16 protein-coding genes are annotated in these 15,361 nt (G+C 37.3%); 14 read left to right on the top strand and 2 right to left on the bottom strand.

The features are described 5' to 3' along the window. The first annotated feature begins 602 nt into the window (after nt 1-602). The 4 genes from hfq (at nt 603) to ACFIKY_RS03900 (ending at nt 5,434) form a co-directional block, all read left to right on the top strand. Nucleotides 603-842: an RNA chaperone Hfq gene (gene hfq, locus ACFIKY_RS03915; protein ID WP_005773461.1), complete on the top strand. Its 240-nt coding sequence runs from the start codon at nt 603-605 to the stop codon at nt 840-842. A 54-nt stretch (nt 843-896) separates the two neighbouring features. After that, nucleotides 897-2,240, top strand: coding sequence for a GTPase HflX (gene hflX, locus ACFIKY_RS03910; protein WP_375636049.1), 1,344 nt, complete (start codon nt 897-899; stop codon nt 2,238-2,240). 144 nt (nt 2,241-2,384) lie between these two features. Then, the gene (locus ACFIKY_RS03905) at nt 2,385-4,211 is read left to right on the top strand and encodes a hypothetical protein (RefSeq protein WP_375661433.1); all 1,827 of its coding nucleotides are present in this window, start codon (nt 2,385-2,387) and stop codon (nt 4,209-4,211) included. 146 nt (nt 4,212-4,357) lie between these two features. Beyond that, a complete protein-coding gene (locus tag ACFIKY_RS03900) occupies nt 4,358-5,434 on the top strand; it encodes a COX15/CtaA family protein (protein ID WP_375636051.1) in 1,077 nt (358 codons plus the stop codon). A gap of 20 nt (nt 5,435-5,454) precedes the next feature. Here ACFIKY_RS03900 and argC read toward each other — a convergent pair whose 3' ends face one another. Beyond that, entirely contained in the window at nt 5,455-6,387 is a 933-nt protein-coding gene (gene argC / locus ACFIKY_RS03895) for an N-acetyl-gamma-glutamyl-phosphate reductase (RefSeq protein WP_375647591.1), read from the bottom strand. A gap of 320 nt (nt 6,388-6,707) precedes the next feature. Here argC and glyA point away from each other — a divergent pair, with 320 nt between their 5' ends. The 6 genes from glyA (at nt 6,708) to nusB (ending at nt 11,244) form a co-directional block, all read left to right on the top strand. Next, entirely contained in the window at nt 6,708-8,021 is a 1,314-nt protein-coding gene (gene glyA, locus ACFIKY_RS03890; protein WP_375636053.1) for a serine hydroxymethyltransferase, read from the top strand. 11 nt (nt 8,022-8,032) lie between these two features. Further along, nucleotides 8,033-8,515, top strand: coding sequence for a transcriptional regulator NrdR (gene nrdR / locus ACFIKY_RS03885; RefSeq protein ID WP_015856456.1), 483 nt, complete (start codon nt 8,033-8,035; stop codon nt 8,513-8,515). After that, complete coding sequence (gene ribD / locus ACFIKY_RS03880; protein ID WP_375636054.1) at nt 8,508-9,635, top strand: bifunctional diaminohydroxyphosphoribosylaminopyrimidine deaminase/5-amino-6-(5-phosphoribosylamino)uracil reductase RibD; 1,128 nt, start codon at nt 8,508-8,510, stop codon at nt 9,633-9,635. Before nrdR ends, ribD begins: the two co-directional genes overlap by 8 nt. Continuing rightward, nucleotides 9,617-10,234, top strand: a complete 618-nt coding sequence (locus ACFIKY_RS03875; RefSeq protein ID WP_375644957.1) for a riboflavin synthase — start codon at nt 9,617-9,619, stop codon at nt 10,232-10,234. Before ribD ends, ACFIKY_RS03875 begins: the two co-directional genes overlap by 19 nt. Nucleotides 10,235-10,315: 81 nt before the next feature. Then, nucleotides 10,316-10,771 carry a 6,7-dimethyl-8-ribityllumazine synthase gene (locus tag ACFIKY_RS03870; protein ID WP_375636056.1) on the top strand — a complete coding sequence of 152 codons (456 nt, stop codon included), beginning with the start codon at nt 10,316-10,318 and terminating at the stop codon, nt 10,769-10,771. A gap of 2 nt (nt 10,772-10,773) precedes the next feature. Further along, on the top strand, nt 10,774-11,244 hold the full coding sequence (nusB, locus tag ACFIKY_RS03865; protein ID WP_015856452.1) for a transcription antitermination factor NusB: 471 nt from the start codon (nt 10,774-10,776) through the stop codon (nt 11,242-11,244). A gap of 78 nt (nt 11,245-11,322) precedes the next feature. Here the strand turns inward: nusB and ACFIKY_RS03860 are convergent, their stop codons facing one another. Continuing rightward, nucleotides 11,323-11,802 (bottom strand): outer membrane protein assembly factor BamE, encoded by a 480-nt coding sequence (locus ACFIKY_RS03860; RefSeq protein ID WP_375636126.1) that lies wholly within the window; start codon nt 11,800-11,802, stop codon nt 11,323-11,325. Nucleotides 11,803-12,021: 219 nt separating this feature from the next. Here ACFIKY_RS03860 and ACFIKY_RS03855 point away from each other — a divergent pair, with 219 nt between their 5' ends. The 4 genes from ACFIKY_RS03855 to ACFIKY_RS03840 all read left to right on the top strand — a co-directional run bounded on the left by ACFIKY_RS03855 (nt 12,022) and on the right by ACFIKY_RS03840 (nt 15,216). After that, nucleotides 12,022-12,579 (top strand): DUF177 domain-containing protein, encoded by a 558-nt coding sequence (locus ACFIKY_RS03855; RefSeq protein WP_375636057.1) that lies wholly within the window; start codon nt 12,022-12,024, stop codon nt 12,577-12,579. A 150-nt stretch (nt 12,580-12,729) separates the two neighbouring features. Continuing rightward, nucleotides 12,730-13,800, top strand: a complete 1,071-nt coding sequence (gene plsX / locus ACFIKY_RS03850; protein WP_375636058.1) for a phosphate acyltransferase PlsX — start codon at nt 12,730-12,732, stop codon at nt 13,798-13,800. A gap of 49 nt (nt 13,801-13,849) precedes the next feature. Further along, on the top strand, nt 13,850-14,824 hold the full coding sequence (locus ACFIKY_RS03845; protein WP_375636059.1) for a beta-ketoacyl-ACP synthase III: 975 nt from the start codon (nt 13,850-13,852) through the stop codon (nt 14,822-14,824). A 77-nt stretch (nt 14,825-14,901) separates the two neighbouring features. After that, a complete protein-coding gene (locus ACFIKY_RS03840) occupies nt 14,902-15,216 on the top strand; it encodes an integration host factor subunit alpha (RefSeq protein ID WP_015856447.1) in 315 nt (104 codons plus the stop codon). The last annotated feature ends 145 nt before the right edge of the window (nt 15,217-15,361 follow it).

The following is a 15,361-nucleotide window of genomic DNA, read 5'->3' as shown; positions in this document are numbered from 1 at the left end:
TCTACATACTAGCTGTTAATTATTTAGAAAGGAATATGCTTAGGAAAAAATTTTAAAAACTTATCAAGATAAAGTTAACGCGGTTTCTTATACCCTGTTTAAAAATGTTATAAAATATAGTAAAAACAATTTATTATTTGAATCTAACAAAAACAAAAATACTGTTTACAACTTGTGTTTATAAAAAACTTTATAAGCCGCTAGTCTTTGAAATAAGGATAATTTAATGGCGGTTATATATACAGTAGGGTGGCGATTACCTCTCTATTAATACCGATGATCGTTAATAAATATTGTTGTCCGTTTACTTTTATTGATTCTAAATGAAGCAGCTTCATCATCACATATAGTCTGTAATAGCTTAGGATGTATAAAAGTATGCCTTTGAATTGTAAGCTCATAAAAAAGTAAACGTGGAAAAATTTTTAATTTAATATAGCTTTTCGTAAGTTGCGCTTTATTATTGCCTTAAAGAGCCGTTTTTTCTCTAATTTCAGTTGTTTGTTGCTAAATTTTGAAGCTTCTACGTTGACAATTGGATATTTTTCAGTCGATATGCATGCACGAATATTTTATGCAATCGAGATGAAGGTGTAAGAATAATGGCAGAGCGATCACAACACCTGCAAGATGTGTTTTTAAATACGGTGCGTAAGCAAAAAATTTCCCTTACAATTTTTCTTGTCAATGGCGTTAAACTCACAGGTATTGTAACTTCATTTGATAATTTTTGTGTTCTTTTACGCCGAGATGGACACGCGCAATTGGTTTATAAGCATGCTATTTCTACGATTATGCCTGGACAGCCTGTGCAGATGTTTGAGGGTGAAAGTCCTGAGTAAGCATGTCATTTTAAGATAGACCTCTTATCCCATTTTAAAAGTACTTAGATTGCTATGATAAATGAAAATGAGAGATTAGGAGGGATATTTTCGCAGAATACAGGACAGGTGCGCGCACTTGTTTTGATACCAATTTTTCAAGAAAATAGAAGTGAAAGCTCTTTGAGAGAGTGTTCGATATCTTCTCGTGTTAAAGAGTCATTAGGCTTAGCGTGTGCTATAAGGTTAGAAGTTGTTAATTATGAAACGATTAATATTGCAACGCCTCGCTCTGCAACTCTCTTTGGAAAAGGTAAAGTAGATGCGTTAACCTGTTACATAGATGAATATTCTATTGAGCTTGCGATTGTAGATCACTTTTTAACACCAGTACAGCAGCGTAATTTAGAAAAATTATGGAATTGCAAAGTTATCGATAGAACGGCTTTGATTCTTGAAATTTTTGGGGATCGTGCACGAACAAAAGAAGGAGTTTTGCAAGTAGAGTTAGCGCATTTGTCCTATCAAAAAGGGCGACTTGTGCGTAGTTGGACGCACTTGGAAAGGCAACGGGGGGGGCGTGGCTTCTTAGGTGGACCTGGTGAAACGCAAATTGAAGCAGACAGGCGTCTTTTACAAGAGAAAATTATTCGTATTCGACGCGAATTGGAAACGGTTATTAAAACACGTGCACTTCATAGAGCAAAAAGGAAAAAAACATCTTATCCTGTTGTGGCACTGGTAGGATATACGAATACAGGAAAATCAACTCTCTTTAACCGTTTAAGTGGTGCAGATGTTTTAGCAAAGAATATGTTATTTGCAACGCTTGATCCGACTTTGCGCAAAGTTGTTCTTCCCCATGGAAAAACTATTCTTTTGTCTGATACTGTAGGGTTTATTTCTAACTTGCCAACAAATTTGATTGCAGCTTTTAGAGCAACCCTTGAAGAAGTGGTTGAAGCGGATCTCATTCTTCATGTAAGAGATATGTCAGATCTTGATCATCGTGCACATGCTCAAGATGTTTTAGAAGTGCTTTCAAGTCTTGATATCGATATTGATGATATGGAGCATATCATAGAAGTTTGGAATAAGATTGATATGTTGGATGAGCAGGCATTGAATGTTTTACAAACAAGCGCAAAAACACGATTAAATCCTGCTCTCATGGTATCAGCGCTTAAGGGGGATGGACTCGATCAATTATTAAGAGCCATTGAAAAGCGAATTTTTGGAGAGGTGCAAAGCATTGAATATCTTTTAAAACCTCATGAAATGTCGCTTATCGATTGGTTTTATGAAAACTCTGCGGAAATAATGCAAGAAGGACATGATGATGGGTCTGTTACCATTAGAGCCGTTATTACTTCTGAAGCAAAAAAACAATTAGAGAACATCAAAAAAAATATGAATTAAGTTCTTTAAAGCTATTGCTGAACATTTGTGCTTAAATTTTATGTTTTTATTATCTGAAAATAATATGACAGCAAGTTAAGAGGATAGTTACTACTTTCTCTTAATAAAACAATATGAAGAAGTATTTTGCTGGTTAAAATAAAGATGAGTCTTAAGTGTAATAAAAGACTATTCGTACGTACCGTATGGCGAAGCATTTTGATTGTTTTGCTATTACAAGTGCTATGTATATCTTTGATTTGGTTGTATTATTTTGTCCAGCCCCGTGGTTACCAAGCAACTTTAATATTTTCATTATCTGATTCTGTAGGAAAACCGTTACCAATCAAAAAGCAAGACAATGTTATCGCCTTTTTGTTTTCACAGCCTATGTTCTTCAATGATTCGCAATTTTCTTTAAGTGCTTTTAATAAGGAAAAAAATCATGAAAATATCCGTTTATCGCGTCGTGGTGATTTTATCGATTTGACTTTTGAAGCTGAGACACTTGAAGCAGCTCAACGTGGGTTGGAAACTTGGTTTTCCGCATTTTCACAAGCAATTATAAAACAGAAACAATTCTTGTTAAATGATAAATTAGAAGACAAACAATATGATAATACTGCAATCGTTAATATCGTGCAGGGATTTCGTACATCTGTTGAGTCTTTTATTCAGCAGGGTGTAAAACAAACAGAGCTTCATGATCTTTCTATGCAATTAACGGAAGCAACTTTAAAGCGTATTCATTTAACAAGTTTGAACTCAACGATTAACACGATGCGTGAAAAGGGACAGTCTTTATTGTCTTTATCGTTTATTGCAGGTAATTCAGCAATTGTTGCTCTGGAATCTAAACGTGATCTTTTGGAAACGCAAAGAGCACATATGGCGGTGCAATTGGGGTGGACACATCCTCAAATTAAAGCAATGACTGCGGAATTAGAAACAGTTTCTCATCAATTAAAAAATAAAATTTTACAAATCGTTTATCAAGTTCATTCAGATGAGGTTATTGCAACGGAATTAGAAAAACAGCTCAAAAAAAGAATGAACTTTTTTGTAAAAGATCAATCCCAATCTTTGAATGAAATATTTAACGAGTTTGAAAATAAAATAAAAGCAGCAGTCGATGCACAAAATAAAGCGATGAGTAACTCTGCTCAACGAAGAGAAAAAATTATTGGTTCATATCGGAGATTGAGTGATGATCCTCTTCTTTTACAAAACACAAATATCCACGTGGTTATGCCAACAACGTTAGCACCAATTTCTTTTATGGCTCTTTATGGAAAAAATATTTTTGTGAGTGCATTGGCTAGCTTCCTTACTCTTTTACTAGGAATATTGTTATTTTATCCGTGCTTTAAAAGCAAAAAAGATCAACCTTCAGAAGAGGATTTGAGATCAAAAGAAAATGCTCTTAAGAAGAACGAGAGTATTTTAGTCTCTCAAGAAATGAAAAATCTTGAAGCTTTTATTACGATAGAGGGATTATCTGATGTTTTGAAATGGCGTGCTTCGACCATTATTTCAATCATTGGACCAGAGGCTGCACGGACAGCGGCAAAGCTTTCACTTCATCTCACAAAAGAGAACAAAACAATTTTGTTGGTCGATATTTCTGGTCAACAAATAGAGAAGGTCATTGGTCCACATCGCGGACTGAGTGATATTTTAACGGGCAATGCCCAGTTGCATGATGTTATTTACCGTGATTATGATACGGGGGTTGATATTCTTCCTCAGGGGTTAACAAGTGCTATTTCTGCACAAGATTTTTCAAATGACATTTCTCATATATTACAAGAATTTAAAAAAGAATATGACTTTATCATCCTTGAGATGGCAAGCGAACCAAAATATGGATTTGAGCAATTTGCAGAGCTAACAGACTATTATATTTGTAATACTGTTCTTAATGAACAAGAATGGATGATGCGGATGGTAAGCAGCTTTCCAAAGACTGTTTATCGCGTTGTTGCATCATAAACTTCGTAAAAAAGAAATATGTATCACATGTTATAGTAGTACGCTTGTTTTTTGCTAAAGTTATAGTACATACTAAAATACACAAAGATTTGATGTTTAAATTTTAAAATGCATTGTAGTTGGAGAAAAGCGTGGGGCAATCAGAGATGGCAGTAAAGAGATTAAACAATAGCATTTTAACGCCCGTGCAAAAGAAAAATAGAAAACAAATACAGGTGTGGCTTTACTCTATTTTATTGCTTTGTTTAGCAATTGTCTTAGTAGGTGGCGCTACTCGTTTGACGGGATCAGGATTATCTATAACGGAATGGAAGCCAATACACGGCGTTATTCCACCGATTGGTGTGGATCAATGGCAAGAGGAATTTTTAAAATATCAACAGATAGCACAATATAAGCTGCTTAATCCTGATATGACCTTAAGTGCTTTTAAGGTCATTTTTTGGTGGGAATGGGCGCATCGTGTTCTTGGGCGTCTTGTTGGTCTTGTTGCTTTATTGGGGCTCATTTGGTTTTGGGCGACTAAGCGTGTTGAAAAAAATATCTTACTCCCGCTTATTATCGTGCCTATTCTTATCGCCTTTCAAGGCTTTATTGGTTGGTGGATGGTTGCTTCAGGGATTGGGCAAAGCAATTTAACAAGTGTGAGCCAATATCGTTTGGCATTTCATCTTATAACGGCATGTTTTGTTATTGTTTTTGTTACTTATTTATCTCGAGGACTTGCAGAATACTCAGAAAAGCCAGCAAATCAAAAGGTGCAATATTTTGCGGCTTGGCTTGTTGTTCTCGTCTTGATAGAGATTTATTTTGGAGCTTTGGTTGCGGGGCTTCATGCTGGAAAAGTCTATAATACATGGCCTCTTATGGATGGGCAGATTATTCCTGATGGATTGTTGCAGCTTCGTCCTGTTTGGCTCAATTTATTCGAAAATTCCTTAATGGTTCAATTTATTCATCGGTTTTTTGCTTATTTTTTATTTATTATCTCAGTTATTCATGCTTTCTATGTACAAAAAAACATTCCACATTCAACCCATTCTCGTCGTGCATTTCTTATCTGTGTTATGATTATTATTCAAGCACTCTTGGGTATTTTAACGCTGTTACATGAGGTTCCGATAAGTTTAGGGCTCATTCACCAAAGTATGGCACTAGCAGTGTTGTGTTTTGCGGTTGCGCACTGGCGAGCAACGAAAGGGGCATATCGCGTTGTTGAATAAAAGTTTGTATTTAGGGAGTTTTAGTCGCTTGAAAGCATTAAGTCGAGGTTCTGGATAGCCGCAGCTGATGCGCCTTTTCCTAAATTATCGAATATGGCGCTGAGATTAAAAATACCTTCACGATCATTTCCAAATACGAACAGTTTCATATTATCTTTATTGGCTAAACACTCTGGATTAAGTCTTTGAAGTGAAGCAGTTTCTTCTTGTGATGCAACTAAAATGGTATTTTGTCCATCGTAATGGTTTGCGAGAATTTCGCGCAAATCAGAACAGTTTGCTGATTTTGTGAATAAATGGCGATGCAGAGGAAGATTCACAATCATTCCTTGGGGAAAACGACCAACACTTGGTATAAAAATTGGGGTTTTGTTGATTTGTCCATAAATTTTAATTTCTGGCACATGTTTGTGTTCAAGATTAAGACCATAGATAAAATAATTGTCCTGAATGTTTTGTTGAGATTGATTTTCCATTTGTAAAATCAACTGTTTTCCACCACCAGTATAGCCGGAGATTGCGTTAATCGATATGGGATAATAGGCGTCTAGCAGTCCTGCTTCACGGAGTGGGCGAATCAAACTAATGGCACCGGTAGGATAGCACCCAGGATTGGTTACATAATGTGCTGCTTGGATGCGCTTTCTTTGTCCTGCTGTCATTTCAGGAAAACCGTAAATCCAGTCTGGTGCAACACGGTGGGCTGTCGAGCTATCAATAATCCTAATGTTTTTATTTTTTTTAAGCCAATGAACTGTTTCGCGTGCAGTATCATCTGGAAGACACAAAATAGCAATATCGGCTTGATTAAGATAGTCTTGTCGCAGATGAACATTATGGCGATCTTTATGAGCAAGAGAGAGTAGTTCTAAATCTGTACGTTTCTCTAAGCGTTTTTGTATTTGTAGTCCGGTTGTGCCATGTTCACCATCAATAAAAACTTTGGTTAGCATTCTTATTTGCCTTGTATTAACTTTGCCTATTATATTCAGCTTTTCACATTATAAATTATTTTTAATCATTAAATTATTGAATTTCTTTAGATTATAGATACCTTTTGTAAAAGGTGTAAACAAATAAGAGTGTAAAAAAAGAAATGTAATCTCATTTTTCATCATTCTTGAGAGGGAAGTTTTTCACTGTTTTTATAACAGAGTAAGATAAATATTTGCATCATTATTTTTGAGTGTAAGTGGTTTAAAATGTTTGGTTTGCATGGTTTGCTGTGTTATCGTTCAGTGACTTTATTTTTTTTATGTTAGGAACGTGTTTTATGACTCAGCAAGCAAGTGACGCAGAAAAGCGCTTTTTTAATGATAATTTACAAACTGTTGATGGTGCAATCTTTGATGCAATTAGAGGGGAGTTTGAGCGTCAACAACATGAAATTGAGCTGATTGCTTCAGAGAATATTGTTTCAAGGGCGGTCCTTGAAGCGCAGGGGTCTGTTTTAACTAATAAGTATGCAGAAGGTTATCCAAGAAAGCGCTACTATGGCGGGTGTCAATTTGTTGATGTCGTTGAAGATTTAGCCATTGAAAGGGCAAAACAGCTTTTTGGTGCTGCTTTTGCGAATGTACAGCCTAATTCTGGTAGCCAAATGAATCAAGCTGTCTTTTTAGCTTTACTTCAGCCTGGTGACACATTTATGGGATTAGACTTAAATGCTGGTGGTCACCTTACGCATGGTTCATCTGTTAATATGTCAGGAAAATGGTTTGATGTTGTTTCCTATGGTGTGCGTCAAGAAGATCAGATTATTGATATGGATGAGGTTGAGCAGCTTGCAAAAGAACGTAAGCCCAAACTTATTATAGCGGGTGGCTCATCTTATCCACGGCTATGGGATTGGAAACGATTCCGTGAAATTGCAGATGAGATTGGTGCTCATCTACTCGTTGATATGTCTCATATTGCCGGTCTTGTTGCTGGTGGCGTGCATCCTTCACCCGTTCCACATGCGCATATTGTAACAACAACAACACATAAGTCGCTTCGAGGTCCTCGTGGTGGTTTAATATTGACAAATGATGAGTCTTTATCCAGAAAAGTTAATTCTGCAATTTTTCCTGGTCTTCAAGGTGGTCCTTTAATGCATGTAATTGCCGCAAAGGCTGTTGCATTTGAGGAGGCTTTGCGTCCCTCTTTCAAGAGTTACAGTGCCAATGTGGTCGCTAATGCGAAAACTTTAGCAAAAATATTACAGAGTAATGGTTTTAATATTGTTTCTGGTGGTACAGATAATCATTTGTTGTTGGTTGATTTACGTTCCAAAAATCTAACAGGTAAACGTGCTGAATTGGCTTTGGGGCGCGCTCATATTACCTGCAATAAAAATGGTATTCCTTTTGATCCTGAAACGCCATCTATAACATCGGGAATTCGCTTGGGATCACCTGCTGCCACAACACGTGGTTTTTTAGAAAAAGAGTTTATTCAAGTTGGTCATCTGGTTTCAGAAGTTCTTGATGGTCTTCGGAGCGCAAAAAGTGATGAAGATAATTATGCCGTTGAAATGGCTGTTGAGAAAAAGGTAAAAGATATAACGAGTCAATTTCCTCTTTACTCTTATCTTAGTACTCGTTAAGGACACAAAAGATGCGCTGTCCTTACTGCCAATATGAGGATACACAGGTTAAAGATTCACGTCCAGCAGAAGAGGGGGCAGTGATTCGCCGCCGCCGTGTGTGTTCCGTTTGTGGTGGTCGTTTTACAACTTTTGAACGTGTTCAGTTGCGTGAGCTCTTGGTTGCTAAAAAAAGTGGACGATGTGAACCATTCGATCGTGATAAGTTAATGCGTTCAGTTGATGTGGCTGTACGTAAGCGCAATATTGATCCTGATCATATTGAACGAGCAATTTCTGGCATTGTGCGCCAGCTTGAAAGTTTGGGAGAACCAGAGATTGCTTCAGAAAAAATTGGACATCTTGTGATGGAAGCATTGAAAAGAATTGATGATATTGCTTATATTCGTTTTGCTTCTGTGTATCGAGATTTTCGTAATGCAAGCGATTTTCACGATGTTATAGATGAATTGTCAAAGGGTATCGCGGATACAGAATCTCGTTTTGATGAATAAAAAAGTGCAAGATGAACGGTTTATGGCTGCAGCTATTCGTTTAGCAGAACGTCATGTCGGTCTTACAGGTGAAAATCCTTCCGTTGGTACGTTAATTGTGCGAAACGATAATAGTGCGGGGGCATTTATTGTTGGCTATGGCGTAACAGCTATTCATGGGAGTCCTCATGCGGAAGTGCAAGCTTTACATATGGCTGGTTCTTTAGCTCAAGGAGCGACTGCTTATGTTACTTTAGAACCTTGTGCGCATTATGGAAAAACTTCGCCGTGTGTGAATGCACTCATTGATTCAGGTGTTTCTCGAGTTGTTGTTGCGCTGACTGATTGTGACAAGCGTGTTGATGGTCATGGTATTGCTCTTTTGCGAGCAGCGGGTATTGAAGTGGTTGAGGGCATTTTAGCTGAAGAGGCTTTTGAATCTTTATGGACACATTGGTGCATAAGGAAGATACAACGCTGTGCGGTCACTTTTAAAATGGCAATTTCTGCTGATAATGGTGTTGGAAAAAGAGAAAAGGGCAGCGTAAAAATTAGTGGAACACTTTCTCATGCCCATACGCATATTCTACGTGCTCAAAATAATGCTATCCTCGTTGGTATTGGTACTATATTAGCAGATGATCCACAACTCAATTGCCGCTTGCCAGGGATGGAGGTGCGCTCACCAATTCGTATTATTTTGGATGCAGATTTATCTATCCCCCTTGATGCAAAAGTTGTCCAAACAGCCATGAAAATTCCTACATGGGTTATTTGTGATGTGGATCTTTCAAAGAAAAGCAAAAAAAATGCATTGGAGCAATATGGTGTGTCTGTTTATTCGGTAGAGATGAACAATGGTTGTGTAGAACCCTTTGCTCTTTTACAGATGCTTTATAAACATGGGATTAATAGTGTTTTATTGGAAGGGGGCGTAAAGACAGGGGAAACGTTTTTAAATGCTGGTTGTGTGGATCATTTGATATGTTTTTATGCACCCGTTATTTTAGGCGAAGGTCGTGTTGAAGCCCCTCATTTTGGAAATTATCTTTCGCAATTTCATAAGGTTGAATCAAGAATGTTTGGAAATGACCGTTTTTATAAATGGAGACGTAAGACATTATGTTCACAGGGATTATAACAGACATCGGTTGTGTTGAAGATGTACAACCTTTAAAGCAAGGGGTGCGTTTAGATATTTCTACACGCTATGACATACAGAGTTTGGAAATTGGTGCATCGATTGCGTGTTCAGGGATTTGTCTGACAATTGTAGAGCGGGGGGTACAACAAGCGACTGCTGGTTGGTTTGCTGTAGAAGCATGGGAAGAAGCATTGCGTTTGAGTAATCTTGCACAATGGACAAAAGGAACTTTTGTTAATTTGGAACGTTCGCTTCGATTAGGTGATGAAATGGGAGGACATTTGGTTTCTGGTCATATTGATGGTTTGGCTGAAATTATTGATCAAAAAAATGAAGGGGATGCAATTCGTTTTTATTTAAAAGTTGCAAGACAATTTATGCCTTTCATTGTCAATAAGGGATCTATTGCACTTAATGGGACATCTTTGACTGTTAATGGTGTTGAGGATTGTGTTTTTGATGTTCTTATTATTCGCCATACACTCGAAATGACAACGTGGGGACAAGCTAGAATTGGAGATCGGGTCAATTTGGAAATTGATCAACTTGCTCGTTATGCTGCGAAACTTTTTGCTTTAAAAAGAGAAGATGAATAAGCCAAAACTCTATTGATCGTTTTCAGAATTTTATGCTTTATAACCTTGATTTTTTTTGATTCGTTTTTGTGGAATTCCATTATGAAGAAAGAGATACGTAAAAAGCCTCACGTATTGATTGTTGAAGCACGTTTTTATGAGGGGATTTCTGATGCGCTTTTGAGAGGTGCAGTGAATACTTTGCAAAAAGCTGAAGCAAGTTATGATGTTGTAACGGTTCCTGGAGCATTAGAAATACCAAGTGCAATAGCTTTTGCTGAACAAAATAACATATCTTATGATGGTTATGTTGCTCTTGGTTGTGTTATTCGGGGCGAAACATATCACTTTGAAATTGTTGCTAATGATTCTTGTCGTGCATTGATGGATTTAACTGTTCATCAGCATTTGGCTATTGGAAATGGTATTTTGACTGTTGAAAACGAAGAACAAGCATGGGTGCGTGCAAAACTAGATGACAAAAATAAAGGTGGTTTTGCGGCTGAAGCTGCTTTATGTATGATCGCTCTAAAAAAGAGATTTGGAGATAATCGTTAAATATGGCTGATATAAAAAGCAGACATTTTCCGCGTTCAGCCAATAAACGTGGAGCAGCAAGACTCGCTGCAGTTCAAGCCCTCTATCAAATGGATATTGTGGGTTCGGGGGTTATGGAAACAGCAGCTGAGTATGAAGCTTATCGTTTGGGAAAAGATATCGATGGAGACCAGTATCTTGAAGCTGATTTTCAATGGTTTTTGGCTATTATAACGGGTGTTGTAAAAGATCAAAAGCAGCTTGATCCTCTGCTTCATCAACAGCTTTCTGCTGAGTGGTCTCTTTCACGTCTTGATTCTATATTGCGAGCAATTTTACGAGCAGGTTTATGGGAGTTGATCAACCGTAAAGATGTTCCTGTTGCGGTTGTCATGAATGAATATGTTGACATAGCGAAGGCGTTTTTCGAAGGTGATGAGCCAAAACTTGTTAATGCAGTTCTCGACAGTATGGCAAAAAAAGTCCGCCTATAAGAGCTAAAAATCCCCCCTATTATTAGGTCTGATAGTATCAGACCTAATAATATTGAGACGGTATGTAGACTATATGATTTAGTTATGGGGTGGCAAATTCGCAGGGCCTTTTATAATTTGAATTAAGAAAGGATGTTCTTTTGTTACAGTTGGCGTTGTTTGTGTAATAAAATCAAATACTTGACCGTCTTGTAATCCGTAATTAGCAACTTTTGCAACCTGATTATTTTTATTGAAGTAAATGGCTAAAACTTTGCGATCAATAATCTTTGTTTTCATAAACTGCATCCCACGATAGCGTGTCTGTGAGATGTAATAAAAAACTTCATTATCATATTTTGTTTTTAATGAAGGGGTCCCTAAAGTTAAAAGAACTTGCTCTTGACTTGAGCCAATAGCAATAGAACTTAGAGCATTTTTATCAAGAACATAGCCCTCTCTATAAATTTGGCTCGAACCTGAAGAATCGAGAAGACTACATCCCGCAAGCATTCCTATGCTTGCTATTGATAGACCAATCAATAATTTACGTTTGATTAAGGCTATTATGTGAGGCATTTGAAACAATGATATCTCCTTTTTATACTGAGGTGTAGGACAAGAAGGCAACCTCAAGTTTTTTCTTTTTAGCTTAATCTACCGTAGCTTACACTGAGTTTCCCTGTTATAAAGCAAATTATGCCATATAGAATTTCTTTAGAAAAGAAAAAAATGCATGAATACTTGAGATAAATAAAAACACAGTATTTTATGCGTTTTTATGTTTGGGAGTTGTCAATGAATGTTCAAAATGTTCCTCAAATGACATTTGCTTTGGCTTATCCAATATCCGTACGTTCTCTACCTGCTAAAGGTATAAGGGTTCATTTTTGTGCAAACAAAAAAGAATGTACACATTTAGCTCAGAACCATGATTTAATTGAAGTAAAATCTTGTGAGGGAAATTTCCATATTTTCCCGTGGAAAAAACGCGGAGTGCGTATAAAAGGTCTGTTGCAAGCGCGCATACTACAGTTATGTGTTGTTACATTAGAACCATTAGAAAATATCCTTTGTGAAAATATTGAGGTTGTTTTTGTTCCTGAAGATTCAAATTTGATGAAGCCGAAAACATCAGAGGATACAGGGGAATTGTTTTTAGATGTGGAGGGGCTTGATACTCCTGAAGTGTTTTATGATGATAAAATTGATATTGGTGCAATCATGGAAGAGTTTTTTGAGTTGTCTATTAATCATTATCCACGTAAAGAGGGGATAAAGATGGATATGGTTGAAAATTTAGAAGAAGCAGAGCAAAAATTCTCGCCATTTTCTGTTTTGAAAAATTGGAAGTGATTGTAAAAACATAAAAAAAATATCTATTGTATGCTAAACGGTATTTTCTGCGGAGCGATTTTTGCAAGATTTGCTTTGTGAGTGTTCAGGAGCCAAAAAATCATAATATGTGTTTAAAGATGTAAATGAAAAGATGTGGGATATGCAAGCGTGATTAGAATTTCTGTGGATGTCATGGGCGGTGATTACGGTCCAGAAGCAGCTATTGCAGGAGCAGCAATTGTACAAAAATATTTATCAAATATTTATTTTCTGTTTTATGGAATAGAGGAGGACGTTCGTCCGGTTTTAAAAAAATACCCTTGTTTGGATTCTGTATCGCGCTTTTGCCCTACAGAAAGTTATACACGCATGGATGAAAAGCCAAGCCAAGCACTTCGTAATGGACGTGGTAAATCATCAATGTGGTACGCCATTGAAGCGGTAAAAAATGGTGAAGCTGATGCTTGCATTTCTGCTGGTAATACGGGTGCACTTATGGCCATGTCTTATTTTTGTTTGAAAATGCTAGCAGAGGCTGAACGTCCTGGTATTGCGGGTATCTGGCCAACACTTCGCAGTGAGAGTATCGTTTTAGATATTGGAGCAACAATTGGTGCCTCTGCTAGTCAGTTGGTTGATTTGGCGGTTATGGGAGCGGGTATGTTTCGCGCTTTATATCACACTGAAAGACCAAGTGTTGGGCTTTTAAATGTGGGGGTGGAAGAGGTTAAAGGACTTTATGAAATAAAAAAAGCAGGAATGATATTGCGTGAAGTGCAATTAGAAGGATTGGAATATAAAGGATTTGTTGAGGGCAATGACATTGGAAAAGGAACAGTCGATGTTGTTGTAACAGAGGGGTTTTCTGGTAATATTGCTTTAAAAACCGCAGAAGGAACCGCGCGACAGATAGGAGAGATTTTAAACTCTGCACTGCGCAGTTCTTTTTTAACATCTCTTGGTTATTTTTTATCGCGGGGTGCTTTTCGTACGCTGAAACACAAAATGGATCCCGAGAGGGTGAATGGAGGAGTGCTTTTGGGGTTGAATGGTGTTGTGATCAAAAGCCATGGGAGTGCTAATGCTAACGGTTTTGCTTCTGCTATCCGCGTTGGTTATGAGATGGTTAATAATGGACTTTTGAAAAAAATAACAGCTGATTTGCGACGGTTTCATGAGAATAAAGAAACACTTTTTGATCAAGAAGGTGAAGAGACAGTGAATGGAGAGTCCTTATGATAAGCTCTTATAATAGAAATGAAAAATTTGAAGAAAAGGTAAGAGCTGAATGATTCGGTCAATTATACGTGGTGTAGGAAGTGCTTTGCCGAAGAGAAGTTTATCAAATGATGAGATTGCAAAGTTTGTTGAAACGTCAGATTCATGGATTGTTCAGCGTACAGGAATACGCCAACGTTATATTGCCAGTGAAAATGAAACAACTGTTTCTTTAGGAGTTGAGGCTGCGCAAGCAGCACTTACAAATGCTGGTTTAACAATAAAAGACATTGATTGTATTATTTTAGCAACGTCCACCCCGAATCGTACTTTTCCTGCTTCTGCTGTTGAAATTCAGTGTGCTTTGGGAATGAACCATGGATTTGCTTTTGATATTCAAGCTGTTTGCTCTGGTTTTATTTTTGCTTTAACAACAGGAGATTCTTATTTACGGTGTGGAGCGGCTAAAAGAATTTTAGTTATTGGATCCGATACATTTTCTCGGATTTTAGATTGGGAAGATCGTACGACATGTGTTTTGTTTGGTGATGGTGCGGGTGCTGCTATTTTGGAAGCACAAGAAATTGAGGGGGGTATTGCTTTTGAGCGTGGTATATTGTCTGCGAAATTGCGCTCTAATGGTGCTTATATAGATAAGCTATATGTTGATGGTGGACCTTCAACAACACAAACGACAGGCTATTTGCGTATGGAAGGACGAGAAGTTTTTAAATATGCTGTTGGTATGATAACGGATGTGGTTGATGATTGTTTTGCAGCTGCAGGTATGGATTCTTCACAACTAGATTGGTTTGTACCTCATCAGGCTAATAAGCGCATTATTGAAGCATCTGCTAAAAAATTGGGAATTTCACTAGATAAAGTTGTGATTACCGTTGATCAACATGGTAATACGTCTGCGGCATCAGTTCCGTTGGCTTTAACAACAGCTGTTTGCGATGGAAAAATAAAAGAAGGAGATCTTATCATGTTAGAGGCCATGGGAGGTGGATTTACATGGGGAGCAATTCTTATTCGTTGGTAAATTATGGCTACTTGACCATATTTCAAGAAAACGTATAAGTCATTTTGTAATTTTTAATATTTTAATAGGTGGTTATAATGACAAGTAAGACAGTAACGCGTGCAGATTTAGCGAGCGTAGTTTGTAAAAGAGTGGGCTTGTCACATACTGAATCAGCAGCTTTAGTCGAATTGGTTTTGGATGAGATTTGCAACTCACTTGTAAGAGGTGAAGCGGTTAAATTATCCTCTTTTGCAACTTTTCAGGTTCGCAGTAAAAATGAACGAGTTGGACGCAATCCAAAAACGGGTGTTGAAGCACCTATTCCGCCGCGACGTGTTGTGACGTTTAAGGCTGCTAATGTCCTTAAACAGAGAATTTTAGATTCGCATCGTGCAAGACAGAAAAAATGATATCTCATAAATGAATGCCATGATATGTTTGGTATTTGTTAAAAAAATGATAAAATAAAGGTCTTTGTTTTTTAGAAAAAGACAGTTGAGTAAGTCGTCAATGATGGTCTTATTTTTGACTAATCTTGTTGAGAAATTGAGACAG

The organism is Bartonella sp. CR127HXZ (genome assembly GCF_042194555.1).
GTDB classification, from domain to species: Bacteria; Pseudomonadota; Alphaproteobacteria; order Rhizobiales; family Rhizobiaceae; genus Bartonella; species Bartonella grahamii.
This window is presented reverse-complemented; position numbering and strand designations above follow the sequence as displayed.